Source organism: Flavobacteriales bacterium (assembly GCA_020435415.1).
Lineage (GTDB): Bacteria > Bacteroidota > Bacteroidia > JACJYZ01 > JACJYZ01 > JACJYZ01.
This window is the reverse complement of the sequence record JAGQZQ010000011.1, coordinates 36,272-55,906: the sequence shown is the minus strand read 5'-3', so window position 1 is coordinate 55,906 and position 19,635 is coordinate 36,272. Positions and strand designations below refer to the sequence as shown.

Sequence of the window (19,635 nt, the reverse complement as noted above, 5' to 3'; positions counted from 1 at the left end):
CAGCGCCTACCCATGCCCCGGCTGCAATACCTGGCATAAGACCAATATACCATCCATCTGCATGGGATTGTGTGGTCCCCGTTTTCCCGGCCATATCTCCACGAAGTCCATAGGTGGTGCGAAGCCGGTGTGCCGTTCCTTCTTCCACCACTTTTTGCAGCATAAAGTTCATCGTATTAGCGGTTGCCGTGGAAACGACCCTCTTTGCTTTCTTTCTTTCTTTGGTAAAGTCCTGTATCAAAGTACCGTCTTCTTTGGTCACCGCGAGCAGGAAAGACGATGGTCGATAGAGTCCACCGTTTGCAAAAACCGAATAGGCTTGTACCATCTCCAACAAAGAAACATCTGAAATGCCAAGCGCAAGCGATGGAACCTCTTTCAATTCGGATGAAACGCCCATTTTTCTGGCCAGACTGATCACCGCCGGAATACCCGTCTCCATGAGGAGTTGCACGGAAACCGTATTGACAGAATGAGCCAGTCCACCGTACAATGAATATTTGCCGCCATACTCTTCTTCCGCATTCTCCGGTTGCCAGTCTTCGTACTCCTTATACGTTTTTTGTCTGTTGGAAACATAGTCACAGGGCGCGAATCCTTTTTCCAGGGCAGCGGCATACACCAGGGGCTTAAAGGTTGAGCCTGCCTGTCTCTTGGCCGTAACGTGATCATATTTAAAATACCGATGCCTTATACCACCTACCCATGCAAGTAGCTCCCCATTATTTACATCAGAGGCGATAAAACCGGCCTGAAGAATTTTCTGGTAGTAAGCCAATGAGTCCCATGCCGTCATGGCAAGTAGCGTATCCCCATCCCAGGAGAAGAAGTCGCTGTGAACGGTATCATTAAATGATGCCTTGATCTCAGTTTTTGATTTATCCTGCTTTTTCAATCTCTGATAACGTTGTGATCGCTTCATCGCCATCTCCATAACGTGTGGCTTACCACGCCAGGGTGGGGTCTTACCCCAGTGCTTGTAAAACGTATTTTGGAGTGAACGCATATGTTTTGCAACTGCCTTTTCTGCGTACCGCTGAATATCTGAATGAATGGTGGTATATATCTTCAGACCGTCCGTATAGAGGTTGTAGTTTTCACCATTCGGTTTTTTGTGTTCCTTACACCATTCCAGCATCCAAAGGCGCAGGTACTCGCGAAAGTAAGGGGCAGGACCGTCGCTATGACTGGCAAAGCCATAATTCAAGGTAAGGGGAAGGGATGTGATGGAGTCTGCGCTCTCGCGATCCAGATATCCGTATTTGTTCATTTGACCTAAAACAACATTGCGTCTGAACAAACTGTTTTTTGGATTCACTCTCGGGTTGTACTGTGTGGGTGCCTTCAACAACCCAATCAGAACCGCCGCTTCTTCAACCTGCAATTCCATGGGCTTCTTGTTAAAGAATCGCCGGGCAGCGGCTTCTATACCATAAACATCTTCACCAAAAGGGACCGTGTTCAGATAGAGGACAAGTATCTCATCCTTTGAGTAGGTATCCTCCAGGCGCATGGCTATGATAGCCTCACGAGCTTTGTTCACAGGCATGGACAATTTGCCAAAGGACTTCCGGGGATAGAGATTTTTAGCCAGTTGCTGACTTATCGTACTCCCTCCGCCGGAGCGTTGATCCCCACCTAATAAAGACTTGAACAGCACCCGGAGCATACTTCTTTTATCAACTCCGTGGTGCTCGAAGAATCGTGCATCTTCTGTTGAGACGAGGGCATTGATCACGACATCGGGAATCTCCGACCGTTTTACGTTTGTGCGGTTTTCAACAAAGTAGGTTCCCAGTAACACACTGTCCCTGGAGTAAACTTCCGATCCCACATAATTCCGGATATCAGCTAACTCTTCCGCATCAGGCAACGGACCAAACCGACCATTCAGTAAGGCGGCGATAAAGAGCATGAAGACTAAGGCACCAAGCACAATAAAACCTGCCGTTGCGATAGCCAGCCATTTTACCCTACGGGGCCACGAACGAACGTGAACAACACGCATTACAACCTTCTTCAGAGCTTTTACATTCAACTGTTTCACGGTTAGCGAAGATAGTGCATTCCCTGTTTACGTGCTGAAATCAGACTACCTGCCCATTACAAATATGGCCGGGTTCTTATAAAATTTGGGGAGATGCTTTTTCCATTCCGCAATAGATTGGGAACGGATATACTCATAAGGTCCGGAAATATCCATCGCAATACACAATCTGATCTCAGACTGACAAACGGACAATATGTCTTTCAACATAGCCTCATTCCGGTAAGGGGTTTCCATGAAGATTTGGGTAATCCCAGTTTTAGCGACCTCCATCTGTAACTTCTGTAACGACTTACGTCTGTCATGTGTTTCTCTGGACAAATAGCCGTGGAAGGCAAACTGTTGACCATTCATTCCGGAGGCCATCAAAGCCATCATGATAGAAGAAGGGCCGGGAAGAGGCACCACCCGGATTCCCATTTGTTGCGCCAACTCAACAACAACGGATCCCGGATCAGCTACGCAAGGCAGTCCGGCATCGGAAATGATTCCGGCACATTGCCCGGCGGATAACGATTGCAATGCCTCAATTGCCTGGGAGGTATCGACGCCTCTGTGCATCTCAATAAAAACCGACTGATCTATTTTAGATGCATATCCTGACTTTGCCAACAATCGCCGGGCCGTCTTAATGTGTTCAACAAAGTATAGATGACAAAAGGATATAGCCTCAATAATCCCGGGTGCCATCCAATCATATCGTGGCTGTTCAGAAAGAGAAGAGGGGATAAGAAACAAACAGGGGTCAGCGGAGTGATTCAATGATTTTTTCACAGGCATCATCAAGGAGGTTAAAGACATGTTTAAATCCATCGTCCCCACCATAATAAGGGTCCGGAACTGACATATCTTCTCCGGGATATGATTTATTAAGGATCATGGCAACCTTCCTTTTCTGGGAGTCATCGGTTGCCTGAAGCAGAACGTCCCGATAGTTTTGAGCATCCATCACAAAAATATGATCGAAACGATCAAAATCAGATGTGGAGAATGGCCTAGCACGTAGCCCAGAGATATCCACCCCATTTAGTCGTGCCACCTGAACGGCTCTTTGGTCAGGATGTTCACCTTCATGCCATCCGGAAGTTCCGGCAGAATCCACCAGAACATCAAGATTCACCGAAGCTACTTTATGTTTCAGAATACCTTCTGCCAATGGCGACCGGCAAATATTTCCGAGACACACCATTAAAATCCTTGTACTCGACATGGTGCAAAAGTAAGGATTACCTTTAAGTGAAGATTATTCTCCCAGAAAGTTCCTCAGTATGCGGCTCCGACTTTTTTCCCTAAGTCGTTTCAGCGCCCGTTCCTTGATCTGACGAATTCGTTCACGCGTCAATTCAAGCCGGTTACCTATCTCCTCAAGGGTAAGGCCATGGTTCAATCCGATTCCGAAGAATAACTTGATCACTTCTTTCTCTGTAGGAGAAAGCGTGCTCAAAGCCCGATCTATCTCACTGTTCAGCGATTCACTCATCAGATGATCATCAGCGTAAGGCGCATCTTTGTTTTCCAGCAAACTGGCCAATGTGCTGTTCTCCTCGTCATTAATCGGGGCATCGATGGATGAATGATTCTGCGCTGCCCTTAGCGTCTCCTCCACCTTACTTCCCTCGATCTCAAGACGCTCAGCCAGTTCGAAGCTGGTAGGTTCCCGCTCGAATTCCTGCTCCAGGTTAGAAAACTCTTTATTGATCCTGTTTAACGAGCCGATCTGGTTTAAAGGCAACCGTATGATTCGTGATTGTTCGGCCAATGCCTGAAGAATGGATTGTCTGATCCACCACACTGCGTAGGAAATAAACTTGAAGCCTTTTGTCTCATCAAAGCGTTCGGCTGCTTTTACCAACCCGATGTTGCCTTGATTGATCAGATCGGCCAGGGTCATTCCCATATGCTGATACTGTTTCGCCACGGAAACCACAAAGCGAAGGTTGGCCTGAACAAGATGTTCCAGTGCCACATGATCGCCCTGCCTGATTCGTTTGGCGAGATCGGTTTCTTCCTCGGAAGTGATCAGGTTATACTTGCTAATATCCTGCAAGTAACGATCAACCGACGTACTACTTCGATCGGTGATCTGTTTGGTGATTTTTAACTGTCTCATAATTTTTGACTCTCCTCAAATTATATTGCAATAACCATACCATATACAAAACATATTTGTACAAGTTTTATTGTTATCTTTGAAACAAGGGCATCGGAATGATAACACATGACATGCCCAACATGTTGTACCGCATCAACAACAGCACTATGGATAGCGTAAATCTTGATCACGTCAGATCACATTTGAAGCAGTTTCAGATTAACAGGATTAAAGAGGTACTTGACCAAAAAGGCGTAAGTCAGGCCTGGGTTGCCAGGCGCATGAGCAAAACCTGCAACACCCTGAATGGATGGTGTGCCAATAAATGCCAGCCTCATTTGGTGGACCTGTTCATACTGGCTGCCTTACTGGACTGCCATATCAGGGACCTGATCTCCGAAGACGATCCGAGACAGGTCATTAAGGCAGGTCAAATTGGCAATGCCTGACCAAAGCATACTTAATTTCACTTCAATTTTTAATTAATTTTGGCAGCCAATCCGTATCAAGCTATACGGTTAGCACAAAGTATTCGGGGTGTAGCGCAGTTGGTAGCGCACCACGTTCGGGACGTGGGGGTCGCTGGTTCGAGTCCAGTCACCCCGACAATATGAGTTGGTGAGACGAATTCCGTGTTGTCGCACAGTTGGGGTCATAAAATTAACCCTTCAAATATCTGACTAAACAGCTAACAACAAGTGATTTAACATTTTAATAAGGTTAATATTTCACCCAATTAGATGTTAAGCTTGTTTGTCTACATTCCCATAGATTGCTCATATTAGTATCGAGCCATCATCATTAATTATCCTTAGTATTATTTTTTCATCATGTTATTTTGCCTGAAACGCCTATCCGATAAGGCATTTCAAGGCATTAAATGACGCACCCTAACAATTAAAGACGATGGTAGCAGTTCGACAATTAAGACAGGCAGGGCTTTTATTGCTTTTCAGTATTCTGTTTCACTCAACTTATGCACAGCAGGAAACAGAAATTAAGATGGGAAGCATAGGGGAATTCACCAGCACCTATTCCACCGCTGGCAAGAAAAATACTGTAAGTTCGATTCAGATAGGTGAAAAGGCGTATACGTTAAAGATTAACTTCGACAGCAACGCACCAAACAAATACCGCGTTGTAGGAGAGATTCTGGAAGGAAATAAATCAGGAACATTTTTTTATGCGGGTACCAATGCAAAACTGGAAGGGCATATCATTTTTTATGATGCACGGGAAGCATATAAAATATACAGCAGTGAAATAGGTGAGGTCTTTATAAAGAAGGCTAACATCCGCGACTTCATGTGCATTGACGCACCTTATGTCGAGCCGACTCCTGAGGAATTAGCAGCTGCAGCCATAAAATATAAAGGCTCACCGGTATCTGCCGTACAACCAAAGTATAGCAGTAACCCCGGCGCAAGAGGCGTGATCTATCTTGACTTTGATGGTGAATCCATTGGCTCAGGAGGACAGTTCGCCAACGGGCAGGCCTGGAATGCTCAATCTCTTGGCATATCTGATGCCCAGATCAAAGAAATCTGGACGCTTATCGCTGAAGACTACAGACCATTCAATATTAATGTCACCACAGACAGGGCAGTATATGACGCAGCTAACCGCTACAGACGAATCATGTGCGTGTGGACATCTACACAACCTGCCGGTTCAGGAGGTGGCGGCACATGTTTTTACAATGCCTTCAATGATGGTGATAACAATACACCTGCACTTGCATTCCTTACCGGACAAAAGTCTGGCGCCGAAGTAGGTTCACACGAATGTGGACACTCATTTAACCTGCGTCATGATGGCGGCGGCGGTGATGGCTAATATTGGGAAGGTCACGGCAGCTACTCTGTTATTATGGGCAACGGTTACTACAATGCCATCGTTCATTTCAGTAAAGGTGAATACAGCGGCGCCAACAATTTTGAAAATGACCTGGGCATCGTCACCAACAGTCAGAATGATGTCGGATACCGTACGGATGACCATGGCAATGCAACTTCAAGTGCAACACTTATCGACGAGGCCACCGGAACCATAGACCCCACAAAATACAACGGCATCATCGAACAACCCACCGATAAAGACTATTTTGAGTTCACCACAGCAGGTGGTAATGTCAACATCAGTTTCCAAAGTGGAATGACCGGCGTGCACTACAGTGCTCCCAACCTTGACATTCAGGCCAGACTATTGGATGAGAACGGCACGGAAGTGACCAAATCAGACCCAAGTGGTCTCAATGCCAGCATATCGACCTCCGTCCAGGCTGGAACCTATTACATCGAAATTGATGGCGTAGGAGCAGGGAGCCCCAGCACAAATGGATATTCCGATTATGGTTCGCTGGGTTACTATGAAATGTCCGGATCTTTCCCTCCTGGAAACAACAACAATCCGCCGGAAATTCTTTCCGTAACCTCCACACCGGATTGCAACACCGTTACGTTTGAAGCGAATGTAAAGAATACGGTGGATAATGTGTTATGGGAATTTGGTGATGGTGGCACTTCCACAAACGCTACCGCAATTCATACCTATACACAGTCAGGACAGTATACCGTTAAGCTCACCGTGACCAATCAGAACGGATCGGATACTTCAACTGAGACCATTACAGTAACTGTTCTGGCCCCACCAACGGTTGCCGACGATTGTGGCTCAGGAAGCCTCGTCCTGACAGCATCAGGTGGCTCGGGAACCTTTAACTGGTACGACGCTGCAACAGGAGGAAGTCTTTTGCATACCGGAAACACATACTCGCCAACCATTACCGGCCCTACCACTTATTATGTGGAAGAATCATCGGCAGGCGCTGTTGTCTCCGGCGGACCATTAAACCCAGCTGCCGTTGGTACCGGTGGCTATTTCCCGGACAATGACATCCGTGGTATTTTCTTTGACGCAACCAAGGATGTTGTAATCAAATCGGTATATGTGGATGCCAACGGAGCCGGAACCCGCACCTTTGAATTACTGGATGGAGATGGAGGAAATGTACTGCAGACAAAAGATGTCAATCTGACCAATGGCACCCAAAGGGTAACATTAGACTTTCCGGTAGCAGCCGGAACCGGATACTATATGAAGATAACCGGCACTTTGGTTGACCTGTACCGGAACACTGCAGGTGCAAGCTACCCATATGACATAGGTGGTCTGATCTCTCTGACCGGAAACAACTATACCGATCAGGGTTATTACTATTTCTTTTACGATTGGGAAGTTCAGGAACCGGGTTGTACCGGCCCAAGGACCAAAGTAGATGTAGATACATGCAACACTGTTGGCGTCACAAACCTGGTAAGAGAAGGGGAATTCCTGATCTATCCGAATCCTGCAAACAATGTCCTTTACTTTGAGAACAAGAATCAAAGCGCCAAACACGTCACCCTGAAAGTATATTCAACAGGAACAGGCCAGTTGATCAAAACGTTTTCTATTGATAACGCAAAAGGTTCAATCGACCTGAGCCAATTGAGCAAGGGCGTGTATTCTTTACAGATCGATTTTGACAATCAGTATATCTCCACCCAAAAACTGGTGGTACTGCACTGAAACAAATAATACCTGGTGAATCCGGAGGGATTTGCCATAACCGGGCACATCAAAAACGCCGGAGAATCTTCACACGAAGAGACTCCGGCGTTTTTATTATAAAGCAAGAAGCGGTTAATTAACAAATCCCAGTGCAACGATCCATTTTGTTTGTCGTCTCCTAGACAACCCATTCACCAAAACGAAACATTAACAGCGGTTAACAAAATTTCACACCACCCTGATCTAACTTTGCCGATATATAAAAACCATCATCCATGAAAGCCATTTTCGCTGTATTTTTTTCTCCCCTGATGTCGCTGGCCTCCAATTATGAAGAAGCGGGAAAAGGAACAATCACAGGAAAAGTAGAGGACGCACAAAGTCATCAACCGATTGAATTTGCTACGGTGTCCCTTCACCAGAAATCCGATTCAACATTGGTTACCGGAACGGTAACCGATAGCAAAGGAGAATATAGTTTATCTAAGGTAACCGAAGGATCCTATTTTCTGAGGGTTGGCTTTATAGGTTACGACCAACAGGACATACCATCGATCAAGCCAGGCCCCGGAGCCTGGCAGGTGAGCGTCCCTGTTATCTCACTAAAAACCAGCAGCACGGATCTGCAGGAAGTGGAAGTATCCGCGCAAAGGTCCCTGGTTGAAAACAAAATCGACAAAAAAGTATTCAATGCCGAACAAAGCATGGCCAGCCAGGGCGGTACCGGTCTGGACCTCATGAAGGAAGTTCCATCAGTAGATGTGGATGCCGATGAAAACATCTCCTTACGAGGAGACAACAATGTAAGAATTCTTGTTGACGGAAGGCCCATCACCATTCCTGCTTCCCAATTTCTAAAACAACTTCCGGCCAATGCCATCGAACGGGTGGAAATTGTTACCAATCCATCCGCCAAGTATGACCCTGAAGGCATGTCCGGCATTCTGAATGTTATTCTGAAAAAGAAAGGTTCATCAGGGATGAATGGAAATGTAAGCCTGAATGCAGGATATGGTAAAAAATACAAGGTGGGTAGTGGATTCGGCATCAACTATCGAAAAGATAAATTCAACTACTCCTTAAACTACAACTACTCGCGGGGCAAGGCCTGGTATGGCGGAAATATCCTGAGGAGTTTTGTTCTGGAAGATACCCTTTACAGACAAGAAAGTTACGATCAGGGCGGCCATGCCTGGAACAACCACTGGGTTCAGGGCGGCATAGATTTCTTCGCCAACGACTTCAACACCCTTTACATTTCCGCCAATACACAACTCAGTGACCAAAGTGGAAATCGTGACTTCAACAACCAATTTTATGAAGGTGGACAACCGTCTTTCTCATCAAACCGGTTGGCAGACAACAGCACCATGGGCAACAACTACAAGATCAATACCGGGTGGCAAAAGAAGTTTAAGAAAGAAGGAGAAACGTTTGACCTGGACATTGACTTCAGCCAAAGTGACAACCCAACCAAAGAGTACAACCGTGAGATATTTACTCCGGAAGACGTCAACAGCTCGCTGGAAGACCTCTACCAACGGGTGAACAATTACAAAAACAACAGCCTGCTTTACATCCGGAATGATTTTGTTTACCCACTCACTGATTCTGTAAAACTGGAAACCGGTATACACTACACAGGAACAAATGTGGACCAGACATTCTACTCCGAGACCCACGTGGGAAATTCAACAGAATATACAGCTGATTCAGGCTTAAACAACCAGTTTACCTACCTGCAGCAGGTTTACGCAGCATACGGAATTATTGGTATTCAAAGAAAGAAGTTGGGATACCAGGTGGGACTTCGCGCAGAAAAGACCATTCTTGATGCACATCTCATCACCACCGATGATGTTTTCAGTCTTGACTACACCTCATTGTTCCCGTCAGCTCATGTATCATACAAGATCAAGGAAATGAACGAACTCACACTGAGCTACAGCCGCCGCATCAACAGGCCTGAGGTACATGAGGTCAATCCATTCCCGAGTTCGTCCGATCCCTACACCACCATGCTTGGAAATCCATTTCTAAAGCCTGAGTTTATTCATGTGACCGAACTCAATTACCTCAGATTCTGGGACAAATTCAACATAAATGCCACAGCCTACTACCGCTTCATCAACGACATGAAACGACGGGTGTTAAGCTTATCCGATGAAGGAGTCTCCGTTGTGAGCTTTGACAACCTGGCCCATGGTCAGCTATATGGCGGTGAACTTATCCTGACCTACTCTCCCAAAAAATGGATGAGAAATACCCTGACCTTAAACAGATGGCAGAACCAGTTGGAAGACCCGGCTTTGACTGACAACCTGGAAACGACCAACAGGGGATGGAGTGCACAATTGTCTTCCAACATGACCCTGCCAAAAGGCTGGATGGCACAGGTCAACGGAAACTACCGCAGCCGTATGGTTGTTATACAAGGCATTCTTCTTCCCAGATACACGGTGGATCTTTCGGTTCGCAAATCCATCTTAAAGAAAAAAGGCACCTTGTCCTTCAGGGTGAGCGATATTTTCAAAACAGGACTGTTCGCCTTTGAATCAAAAAACCTCACCAACTATGATTTCTCGGTAGATCGTCGCTGGGAATCCAGACAAGCCTGGCTTTCCTTCTCTTACAATTTCGGAAAGACGAATGCAAAGGGAAGAAGAAAATCAAGAGTCAAGGATGCCAGTGATGATTTCTCTGCACCTGACATGAACTAAGCGAACATTAACATATAACATCAAAATATTATCTTTCCTCTGAATCTATGCACGCCATGTTCAGAGGAAAGTTTTTTTTTGTACTCGTTTCATTTTTATTCCTAACCTGTTTTTCTGCCCATGCGCAAAATGGAGCGGAAACATTCCCGCGCACCTGGAGAGCTGAGCTTCCCATCACCTATGTTAAAACCTCCTTGTCATCTCCCGCCGGGCTCCATCATTACATATCCAGTCACGGAGAAGGACACGGCCTGAAATGGGGTCTGGGCATGGCGCGATATCTCAGTCCGGAAGTTATCCTGCGTTGTTCTTTTCAAAGATGGCACACACGATTCAATGCCTTCACACTGGACACCATAAGCCCCACATCCTTTTTGGAAAATCAGGAATATGGTCTCCTTACATTTACCGGATTAGCACTCAGAATTCAGGTAGAACGATCATACTATCATTTCGGGATAGGACTCGATGCCTCGTTCGGTTATGCCTACAAGGCAGATCTGGTAATCACCAATCCTGCAAACGGTGAGATCAAAAGGGCGTTTGGCAGCAATTCCTCTGTTGCCACCGATGAATTCTCACAACAGATCAACATTGTATTCTCAACCGGTTTTCGGTTCCAACTTTCTGAACAGGTTCAATTGATGCCCCTTTTTGAGTTCTCCTCACCACTCACACCATTATTCCATTCAAACATATATTCTTCGGAGCCGATTGTTCAGGAACGACGTGAAATGAATGTGCACGCCTTCCTTCTTCAATTCGGCGCTATGATCACCTACCAATGGGAGTCTGCACCTTAACATCTGTTAACACTTTTTGGACTTTTCTGTCGCTTTCGCTTGCTAATTTTATCTCGTAATAAATCAGGAGTGTTATGCAACGTAATTCAATCATTAAATATGTAGTGCTGCCCATCGTGGTTCTGACTTTATCGGTAGCCGGATGGTATACGATAGCACAATCCATCACCACCGACGACGGAGGTGACAGAAAAGTAAAAATCACCATCACCACTACAGAAAACGGTAAAACCCACGAGACTGTGAAGGAGGTCACCCTGAAAGAAGGGGAGCATGCTGAAGATGTCCTCAAAGAAATGGGCATATTTGATGACCTGAAGATGAAGGATGGCAAAGGTTTCATGGACATACGTATCAGGTCCCAGGACGAAGACGACTGGAGCGAAGACCATGATTTCCAGTTTTGCTTCCCCAAAGGAATGGGGCGCTGGATCGGTTGCCATGACAGTCTGGCCGCCTCCAGAGCCTATCTGGGCGCCATGTTACAGGGAGAGAGCGGCAAGGAAGGAGTTGAGCTAAGTCATATTATAGAAGGATCACCGGCCGATAAAGCAGGCCTGAAAGATGGCGATATTCTGTTATCCATTGATAAGGGCCCCGTAAACACACCGGCGGAAGTCATGGAAATGATCGGAAGTAAAAAACCGGAAACCTCAGTTCAATTACAGCTGAAACGAAATGGTGAATTACTTGAGAAGACCGTACAACTTGGTAAAGCTGAGAATTCATTCAACTTTTCCTTTCCACACCTGGAAGCCATGGGGAAACACCTCGAATCTGTCGACTGGGATGCCTTTGAAAAAAACATGGAAGAAAAGATCAATACCATGGACTGGGATAGCTTCGGCCACCAGATGGAGGCGTTCTTCAATGGCAAAGACTGGGAAGAGTTCGGTCATATGCTCGAAAAGAACATGCAAGGACTGGGAACAACCCTGGAATACCATCTTGATGAAGATCTACCTTTCCTTGGTGTTTCCGGAAGCCCGTTTCCTGAAGATGGTCAGAAAGGCTTGCGAATCCAACACGTATCGGAAGGGTCACCTGCAGACAACATGGGACTTAAAACCGGCGATGTCATCACAAAAGTAAATGGCACAACCATACAGGATATAGGAGACCTGCTTGAGTTATTCAAGCCCATGAAAGCAGGCGATAAAGTAAACATCACCTATAACCGGGACGGAAAACAGAAGAGTGCCCAGGGGAGCCTGGCAAAAAGGGAAAGCCTTAAAAAACGAATGGGCAACATGCGTTGGAATTTCGATTCCGATGAAATGAAAGAACATCATCAAAATCAGGGCACCCGCATTACCATCCGAATTGAAGATGTTTCAAAGGCAGATGAAGATAAACTTGAAGGTGTCCTCGATCTTGGTGAGAAAAGTGAACTTAAACTGGAATCCGTTGCCCTGAACCCAAATCCGGCAAACGGAAGATTTGAGCTCCGGTTCGCATTGGCCAAATCCGGCACAACCACCGTTCGTGTTTTTGACGCCAACGGACGGAGGGTTTATGATGAAACCCTGAATAACTTCAAAGGAGATTATTCACAGGTCATCGACATCAGTGGTGAACCCAACGGATTTTATTTCCTGTCAATTGAGCAGAACGGCAAAGCATTTACCAAAAAGATCGTGAAGCAGTAAGCCTCAGATCCGCATCAAAAAAGGCAGACTCCCGGGTCTGCCTTTTTTATTTTCCCGCCTTGATGAATTTTGTAATTTAGCGTTCATAAAACGGAGGCGAGGACCGCAAGTCTGCGGATCTTTTCCACAAACGACAGATCATGCAACTTGAACAATGGATAGACATCCATGGCCTTAGCCGTTGGACCAAAAAAGCAACCGCACCTTCCATATCGGTGACCCTACTGGATACAGGTATTGATGCCCACCACCCCGACATTGAAGCGTCCGTTGGTGACATCAAAAATTTCTATGATCCCGGCGAACCTGCAGAGGACCTGGACGGGCATGGTACTTTTTGTGCTGGTGTTATTGCCGGCAGCGGAATCCTGCAATGCAAGGGTGTTTCTCCGGAAATCAAAGTGCATATCGGCAAGATTACCCAACTTTCAACATTTGAGCCTCTCCCCGAACTACTGACAACAGCTCTGTCCTGGGCAGCAGAACGCTCTGACGTAATTTGTCTGCCTTTCGGCTCCCGGCTGGAAGATGAAGACATCCGGCTTCTTACCCAAAAAATTGCCCAAAAGGGCGTCATCATCGTATCATCTCTGGGAAGAACAGACGAATGGCATCCGGATGGTTGCTTCCCTGCCCTTTACCCGGAGGTGATTGCGGTAGGCACCGTTGATGATCAGAATGTGATCACTTCTGATTCAGTATTGAGTCCCGCCATCGACATTTGTGTTCCGTCCATAGAAATGAAAGGCTGTCTCCCGGAGAAAAAGGGCAGGGTAGGGGTTCGTTCCGGTCCTGGAATTGGAAGTGCTATGATTGCAGGTCTTGCAGTCATGTACAAATCCGCGTATCCGGAAGGCAATTACAAAGGCTTCCGTCAATACCTGAAGAGCCAGAGTGAAAAGTATACGCTGAACCGTTTTACTTATAGCTGCTTCAAACACGACCGGCTTGACTCCTTCGCTGTGAGTGCCTGATCCCGCCGGTTTCATTGCAGCTTTGAAATAATAATCGGAACTTGCGGCATGGCTCGCACCATCCGATATCAGCAACCTTCCGCTTTTTGGGCAAAGACATTTCCATTCAAAGTCCAAAAGGTCTCCCTCGATACCGGATTTACATGCCCAAACCGGGATGGAACCAAGGGCTATGGCGGTTGCACCTATTGCAACAATGATTCCTTCAATCCATCTTATTGCGGACCTGACAAATCGATAAGCACACAGCTGCACGAGGGCATTGCATTTTTTGCAAGGAAGTACAGCAAGATGAAATACCTGGCCTATTTCCAGGCGTATACCAATTCATATTCCGATGATGAAACGGTGATCAATTACTACCAGCAGGCCATCGACCACCCTGATATCGTGGGCCTGGTCGTAGGCACACGTCCTGACTGTGTATCAGATCGCGTTCTGGATTTTCTTGAGGAAAGTGCCAGGCATCGTTTCACCTCCCTTGAATTTGGTGTAGAAAGCACGCTGGACCGAACGTTGGAAATCATCAACCGCTGTCACACTTTTGATGAAACACGCCAGGCATATGCACGCGCCGCAAACCGGGGTATACATCTGGGTGCGCATATGATCCTGGGGTTGCCTGGAGAAAGTATTGAAGATCTTATCGCTCATGCCGACAGACTGAATGAACTCCCCATCCAAAGCGTCAAGCTACATCATCTGCAGATCATCAGGCGAACCATTATGGCCAAGCAATTTGCGGACAATCCTGACTTCATTATTCACTTCACGCCTGAGTCCTATGCAGACATGGTCGTTTCCTTTCTGGAAAGACTGAGACCCGACATCATCGTAGAGCGTTTTATCGCTCAGGCACCACCGGACCTGCTCATTGCGCCGCAGTGGGGAGGTGTCCGGAACTACGAAATGGTATCCATCATTGAAAAGAAGCTGGAGGAACGCGACACGTGCCAAGGGCGCCTGCATCAAAACATTCTTCAAACTTCATAGTCGCCCGATGAACAAACCGCAACAATTCCTGATGTTCTTTTTTCTTATTACGATCGTGACTAATTCCGCGGCACAATCAACGCCACCATGCGTTTGCTGCACGGAAGCGCATTCACAGTTCGATTTCTGGGTAGGAGAGTGGAATGTATACAATCCACAGGGACAACTGGTGGGAACAAACCGCATAGAGGTAGTCCAGGACAGCTGTGTCAGGGTTGAACATTGGGTCAGCGCCAAAGGTACTTTCACCGGAACCAGCTACAATTTTTATGATACGGAAACGAAAAGGTGGCGCCAAACCTGGGTGGACAACCAGGGTGGAAATCTGCTCCTGTCAGGTGAATGGAAAGACGGAAGTATGACGCTGGACGACAAGGAAGCAACCGGCAATGAAGAAAACTACAACCGCATCACCTGGACACCCAATTCCGATGGCAGCGTGCGCCAGCACTGGCAAAAGACCGAAGATGGTGGAGTTACCTGGACCACGGTCTTCGATGGATTGTACAAGAAAATGTAAGACTGACTCACCAGGATCATTCAACCGCTTAGGCATTCTCCTTTTTTGAAAAAACGTACCGGTTGATATTCCACATAAGAAACACACAAATGATCATTGTGCCAATCACAACCAGCCCTACAACATTGTAATTCATTATCCGGCCTGCATCCGCCTGATAAACGATCATTCCGGATATGATCGAAGCAATACCACCGGATATTTGTTGTACCGAAGAATTCACCGCCATGAAGCCTCCGCGACTGGCCGGTTCAGGAACTGCGGTTAACAAAGCTGAAGCTGAAATAATCCTTGCCGTGATGCCCATGAACAGAATAGCATTCACCAACATCACCCAGCGCAATGGTGTTACGGGTAGGTTGGTATAAATGCCGACCAATATCATGGTAAGCACAGAACCCACCACAAACACCTTGAACTTACCTGCACGGTCACTCAACCGGCCAATCAATGGACCCGCAATCATGGATGCGATACCCGTTACAGTGTATAGCCAAAACAAATCCTTATCCTCAATATGAACATTTTTTACAAGGAAAGGGGTGCTGAATGGCATCAACATATATCCTCCCACTGCAAGCAATGTGGTGGTGAGGAATGCCCTGAGATGTGCACGGACCTTGATGATGGATAGAATATTCGCCAATCCGGTTTTCCTGTCCCTGAGTTTCAAATGTGCATCCACGGGTTTCATCCGAACAAACACCAGAACCCACACCGGTACGGCTAACCCGGCAATCATCAGAAACGGCATATGCCAATTAAACCTTCGTGCCAATTCCAGACCAATGGGTAAACCAAACACCTGGCTTGCAGCAAAGGCCATCTGAACGAAACCCATGACCCTGCCACGCACCCGCAATTCAAATAAATCCGTAATGATCGCGAAAGAAATAGAAGCCAGTACACCTCCAAAAATGCCGGTTACAATCCTGGCCAGCAACAGGTAAATGTAGGATGTTGCAATCCCGCAGAAGAGTGTACCCACAATAAATCCCACATAAAAGAAAAGGAGCATCTTCTTCCTGTCAAATTTATCCGCAAAACCGGCAGATAAGAATCCGGACACCCCTGCACTCAAAGCATATGCAGACACAACCCAGGCAAACTGGGTTGCGGTAATATTCATTTCTTCAAGAAGAATATAACCCAAAGGCGCCAGGACCATAAAATCCAACACAACGGTGAATTGAAGAAAAGCCAGGATAGCTATAACAAAAACTTCATACCTGGAGAATACGGCTGAGGACTTATCTGAATTCCGCACTGACTAACACATTAAGTAAAAACACCGACAGCCTCAACACCAGCCATTTACATGCAAATCCATGCTACAACCTGCTTTCAGCGTTATCGATAAATTTTTCACACAAAGATCATCAAATATCTGCTTGGTAAACCCAATTGAGAAATTATCTTTATGGTCGTAACCATCATCACCATACCTCCACTTCTTTCAAAATCCTCCGGTTTTTTTAGAATCAAACGCTGTGGACTTCCATGGCATAACATTTCACTAAAATCGGTAAGCGATGAGAAAAAAACGACTCTTACTAATTCTACCGGCCATGCTGGCCATTGGCCTGGTGCATGCCCAGACCGGCAACACGCAGCTGGGTGACGGCGCCGGCGTCAATATTACATCCGGCGACTACGACACCTTTATCGGGGATAGCGCCGGATATTCCGTCACATCTGGCTCTTACAATACCCACGTGGGCTTCGGGGCCGGATACAGCAACACCAGTGGTTCTGACAACAGTACACTTGGATACAGAGCTGGGTTCAGCAACACAACAGGCACAGACAATGTATATATTGGAAAATTCGCGGGATATGCCGCTACCGGAACAGATAATACATTCGTAGGGAGTGAAGCGGGATACAGGGTCACAACCGGTGCCGACAACACATTCATCTGAGAAACCTCAGGTTATTATAATACCTCGGGCGGTGACAATGTATTCATCGGAGAAGATGCCGGGTACAACAACACAACCGCCAATGACAATACTTTTGTGGGAAACCAGGCCGGTCGCAGCAATACTACCGGTTACAGAAATGCTTTCTTCGGAAATGAAGCGGGCTGGGATAACACCACAGGTCACCACAACACATGCATTGGTGACTCCGCCGGCATCGATAACAGTGTCGGCATCGGAAACACGATGGTAGGCGCCGCATCCGGAGCCGCCACAGAATATGCCAGTTACAATACATTCATCGGTTCCTACGCCGGGTGGGATAACAACCGCACCAATTCCAATTCCAACGCAAATAGAAATACCTACGTGGGTTTTTACGCGGGATATGCCAACAGGGAGGGAGAAGACAACGTTGGTATGGGCGCCTTTGCTGATTTTCTGAACAACACACGCTCACGTAACACTTTCATCGGAGCCTATTCGGAAATCAATGGCAACGACTGTATTTTGCTTGGCTATAGCACATACGTAAATGCAAACTATGGCATCGCCATCGGAAGCACCACGGACGTCAGAGGAACCAATGCCATTGGCATCGGCTACTCGGGATACATCAAACCAAATGGCGATTACTCCATCGCAATAGGCGATAACATCGACGTAGGATCTCCGCACTGTATTGCCATTGGTGATGGTAGTCTGATACCGGATACGATCAGCTATGCCGCAGCGTTCGGCGCCAATGCCGTAGTTGCACAGTCCAACTCCTTTGTGATTGGAGATACGTCATCCGCAAGAAGAATGAGCGTGGGAATCGGTACACTTTCTCCGAATCTCAATGCATCCCTGGACCTCGCCGAATCCAACAAAGGTTTCATGCTTTCACGCATGACCACCTCACAACGTACCACGTTCGGAAGCGGCCTTTCTTCCACAGAACAAGGTATGATCGTTTATGACAAAGATGATAACACGATCTATGGATGGGAAGGCAGCAAGTGGATCGCAGGTGGGCAACAAAATCTGACCCTTAGCAATGATACGCTTGTATTATCTGTCAGCGGTGACTCACTGGACCTCACACCTTACCTCGACAATACGGATGATCAGAGTTTATCGCTTTCCGGAACAAACCTATCCATCGAAGACGGCAACACTGTAGACCTCTCTGCATTACAGGATGGAACAGGTACCGACGATCAGGACCTGTCATTGAGCGGTACCACGCTCTCCATTGAAGATGGGAATTCCGTTGACCTTTCTCCACTACAGGACGGAACAGGCACCGATGATCAAAACCTCACCGGTGCGTCACTCTCCGGAACAACGCTCCAGATCGACATCGAAGGTGGCACGTCTGCTTCAGTTGACCTGGCTGGCTTACAAGATGGAACCGGCACTGACGACCAGGATCTTTCTTTGAGTGGCACTACACTGTCTATTGAAGATGGAAACTCTGTTGATCTTTCTTCTCTGCAAGATGGAACAGGCACCGATGATCAAAACCTGACATTGTCGTCCAATATGCTGAGCATTGAAGATGGCAACACCATTGATCTTTCGGGCTACCTGGATAACACCGACAACCAGAACCTGACCTTATCCGGTAATAACCTATCCATCGACAATGGTAACACCGTTGACCTTTCGACCCTGGCAGACGGTACCGGTTCAGACGACCAGACCATCTCACTAAGCGGCACCAGTCTCTCCATTGAAGATGGAAACAGCGTAGATCTTTCGGTATTGCAGGATGGAACGGGAACGGACGACCAGACCCTTATTTTGTCAGGCACCAGCCTCACGATTGAAGGTGGAAATACCATTGACGTATCCTCCCTTCAGGATGGCACAGGCACCGATGATCAGAATTTAACGGGAGCTTCATTAAGTGGCACCACCCTTCAAATTGATATCGAAGGCGGATCATCCGCTTCCGTCGACCTGGCTTCGCTGCTTACGGATCTTTACCAAAAGATCAGTGATCTTGAAGACCGGATCGATACGCTGGAAGCACGCGTTACCGATTGCTGCGGACCAACGGCCATCGACCCGATCGACAACGGGAATATCAATAGCGACGGCGGAAACATGATGCAGAATCTGCCAAACCCATGGTCCAAATCCACTCAGATCACTTACTACCTGAAACAGGATGTCAAGGATGCTTACCTCGAGATTTATGCCACCAACGGTTCTCTTGTGAAGCGAATTGCAGTGACCTCACGCGGACATGGTTCCGTGACCCTGGACGAGAAATCATTCGCACCGGGAACATATTACTACACCATGTTCATTGATGGAAAACAAATAGACACCAAGAAGATGGTACTTACCAGGTAACATCATCAAGGTCTTTC

16 protein-coding genes and 1 tRNA gene are annotated in these 19,635 nt (G+C 46.9%); 12 read left to right on the top strand and 5 right to left on the bottom strand.

Going from position 1 to position 19,635, the window contains the following annotated elements:
* From KDD36_03660 to KDD36_03645, 4 genes are all read right to left on the bottom strand, one after another.
* Nucleotides 1-2,038: transglycosylase domain-containing protein (locus KDD36_03660; GenBank protein ID MCB0395722.1), on the bottom strand; the 2,038-nt coding region annotated here is incomplete at its 3' end.
* A 54-nt stretch (nucleotides 2,039-2,092) separates the two neighbouring features.
* On the bottom strand, nucleotides 2,093-2,659 hold the full coding sequence (locus KDD36_03655) for an SAM-dependent methyltransferase (GenBank protein MCB0395721.1): 567 nt from the start codon (nucleotides 2,657-2,659) through the stop codon (nucleotides 2,093-2,095).
* Nucleotides 2,660-2,792: 133 nt separating this feature from the next.
* The gene (locus KDD36_03650) at nucleotides 2,793-3,257 is read right to left on the bottom strand and encodes a low molecular weight phosphotyrosine protein phosphatase (protein MCB0395720.1); all 465 of its coding nucleotides are present in this window, start codon (nucleotides 3,255-3,257) and stop codon (nucleotides 2,793-2,795) included.
* A gap of 33 nt (nucleotides 3,258-3,290) precedes the next feature.
* A complete protein-coding gene (locus KDD36_03645; GenBank protein ID MCB0395719.1) occupies nucleotides 3,291-4,157 on the bottom strand; it encodes a sigma-70 family RNA polymerase sigma factor in 867 nt (288 codons plus the stop codon).
* A 98-nt stretch (nucleotides 4,158-4,255) separates the two neighbouring features.
* On the opposite strand from KDD36_03645, the gene KDD36_03640 reads away from it, so the two are divergent.
* The 10 genes from KDD36_03640 to KDD36_03595 all read left to right on the top strand — a co-directional run bounded on the left by KDD36_03640 (nucleotide 4,256) and on the right by KDD36_03595 (nucleotide 15,350).
* The gene (locus KDD36_03640; protein MCB0395718.1) at nucleotides 4,256-4,588 is read left to right on the top strand and encodes a helix-turn-helix transcriptional regulator; all 333 of its coding nucleotides are present in this window, start codon (nucleotides 4,256-4,258) and stop codon (nucleotides 4,586-4,588) included.
* Between the two features lie 84 nt (nucleotides 4,589-4,672).
* Nucleotides 4,673-4,745 (top strand) — tRNA-Pro (locus KDD36_03635).
* A 300-nt stretch (nucleotides 4,746-5,045) separates the two neighbouring features.
* Nucleotides 5,046-5,975 carry a hypothetical protein gene (locus KDD36_03630; protein MCB0395717.1) on the top strand — a complete coding sequence of 310 codons (930 nt, stop codon included), beginning with the start codon at nucleotides 5,046-5,048 and terminating at the stop codon, nucleotides 5,973-5,975.
* 33 nt (nucleotides 5,976-6,008) lie between these two features.
* Entirely contained in the window at nucleotides 6,009-7,709 is a 1,701-nt protein-coding gene (locus KDD36_03625) for a T9SS type A sorting domain-containing protein (protein ID MCB0395716.1), read from the top strand.
* A gap of 257 nt (nucleotides 7,710-7,966) precedes the next feature.
* The gene (locus KDD36_03620) at nucleotides 7,967-10,411 is read left to right on the top strand and encodes a TonB-dependent receptor (protein MCB0395715.1); all 2,445 of its coding nucleotides are present in this window, start codon (nucleotides 7,967-7,969) and stop codon (nucleotides 10,409-10,411) included.
* Between the two features lie 56 nt (nucleotides 10,412-10,467).
* On the top strand, nucleotides 10,468-11,214 hold the full coding sequence (locus KDD36_03615) for a hypothetical protein (protein ID MCB0395714.1): 747 nt from the start codon (nucleotides 10,468-10,470) through the stop codon (nucleotides 11,212-11,214).
* 74 nt (nucleotides 11,215-11,288) lie between these two features.
* Nucleotides 11,289-12,863, top strand: coding sequence for a PDZ domain-containing protein (locus KDD36_03610; GenBank protein MCB0395713.1), 1,575 nt, complete (start codon nucleotides 11,289-11,291; stop codon nucleotides 12,861-12,863).
* Between the two features lie 140 nt (nucleotides 12,864-13,003).
* Nucleotides 13,004-13,837: a S8 family serine peptidase gene (locus KDD36_03605; GenBank protein ID MCB0395712.1), complete on the top strand. Its 834-nt coding sequence runs from the start codon at nucleotides 13,004-13,006 to the stop codon at nucleotides 13,835-13,837.
* Between the two features lie 48 nt (nucleotides 13,838-13,885).
* The gene (locus KDD36_03600) at nucleotides 13,886-14,830 is read left to right on the top strand and encodes a TIGR01212 family radical SAM protein (GenBank protein ID MCB0395711.1); all 945 of its coding nucleotides are present in this window, start codon (nucleotides 13,886-13,888) and stop codon (nucleotides 14,828-14,830) included.
* Nucleotides 14,831-14,837: 7 nt separating this feature from the next.
* Complete coding sequence (locus KDD36_03595) at nucleotides 14,838-15,350, top strand: hypothetical protein (GenBank protein MCB0395710.1); 513 nt, start codon at nucleotides 14,838-14,840, stop codon at nucleotides 15,348-15,350.
* A gap of 28 nt (nucleotides 15,351-15,378) precedes the next feature.
* Here KDD36_03595 and KDD36_03590 read toward each other — a convergent pair whose 3' ends face one another.
* Entirely contained in the window at nucleotides 15,379-16,518 is a 1,140-nt protein-coding gene (locus KDD36_03590) for an MFS transporter (protein MCB0395709.1), read from the bottom strand.
* 364 nt (nucleotides 16,519-16,882) lie between these two features.
* Between KDD36_03590 and KDD36_03585 the strand changes: the two genes are divergently transcribed.
* Both KDD36_03585 and KDD36_03580 read left to right on the top strand, forming a co-directional pair.
* Entirely contained in the window at nucleotides 16,883-17,272 is a 390-nt protein-coding gene (locus KDD36_03585) for a hypothetical protein (protein ID MCB0395708.1), read from the top strand.
* Between the two features lie 96 nt (nucleotides 17,273-17,368).
* Nucleotides 17,369-19,618 carry a T9SS type A sorting domain-containing protein gene (locus KDD36_03580; GenBank protein ID MCB0395707.1) on the top strand — a complete coding sequence of 750 codons (2,250 nt, stop codon included), beginning with the start codon at nucleotides 17,369-17,371 and terminating at the stop codon, nucleotides 19,616-19,618.
* The last annotated feature ends 17 nt before the right edge of the window (nucleotides 19,619-19,635 follow it).

Bases quoted from the DNA above. Each gene is read 5' to 3' on its own strand.
- KDD36_03650 (MCB0395720.1), bottom strand. From the start codon at position 3,257: ATGTCGAGTACAAGGATTTTAATGGTGTGTCTCGGAAATATTTGCCGG.
- KDD36_03645 (MCB0395719.1), bottom strand. From the start codon at position 4,157: ATGAGACAGTTAAAAATCACCAAACAGATCACCGATCGAAGTAGTACG.
- KDD36_03640 (MCB0395718.1), top strand. From the start codon at position 4,256: ATGATAACACATGACATGCCCAACATGTTGTACCGCATCAACAACAGC.
- KDD36_03630 (MCB0395717.1), top strand. From the start codon at position 5,046: ATGGTAGCAGTTCGACAATTAAGACAGGCAGGGCTTTTATTGCTTTTC.
- KDD36_03625 (MCB0395716.1), top strand. From the start codon at position 6,009: ATGGGCAACGGTTACTACAATGCCATCGTTCATTTCAGTAAAGGTGAA.
- KDD36_03620 (MCB0395715.1), top strand. From the start codon at position 7,967: ATGAAAGCCATTTTCGCTGTATTTTTTTCTCCCCTGATGTCGCTGGCC.
- KDD36_03615 (MCB0395714.1), top strand. From the start codon at position 10,468: ATGTTCAGAGGAAAGTTTTTTTTTGTACTCGTTTCATTTTTATTCCTA.
- KDD36_03610 (MCB0395713.1), top strand. From the start codon at position 11,289: ATGCAACGTAATTCAATCATTAAATATGTAGTGCTGCCCATCGTGGTT.
- KDD36_03605 (MCB0395712.1), top strand. From the start codon at position 13,004: ATGCAACTTGAACAATGGATAGACATCCATGGCCTTAGCCGTTGGACC.
- KDD36_03600 (MCB0395711.1), top strand. From the start codon at position 13,886: ATGGCTCGCACCATCCGATATCAGCAACCTTCCGCTTTTTGGGCAAAG.
- KDD36_03595 (MCB0395710.1), top strand. From the start codon at position 14,838: ATGAACAAACCGCAACAATTCCTGATGTTCTTTTTTCTTATTACGATC.
- KDD36_03590 (MCB0395709.1), bottom strand. From the start codon at position 16,518: ATGGTCCTGGCGCCTTTGGGTTATATTCTTCTTGAAGAAATGAATATT.
- KDD36_03585 (MCB0395708.1), top strand. From the start codon at position 16,883: ATGAGAAAAAAACGACTCTTACTAATTCTACCGGCCATGCTGGCCATT.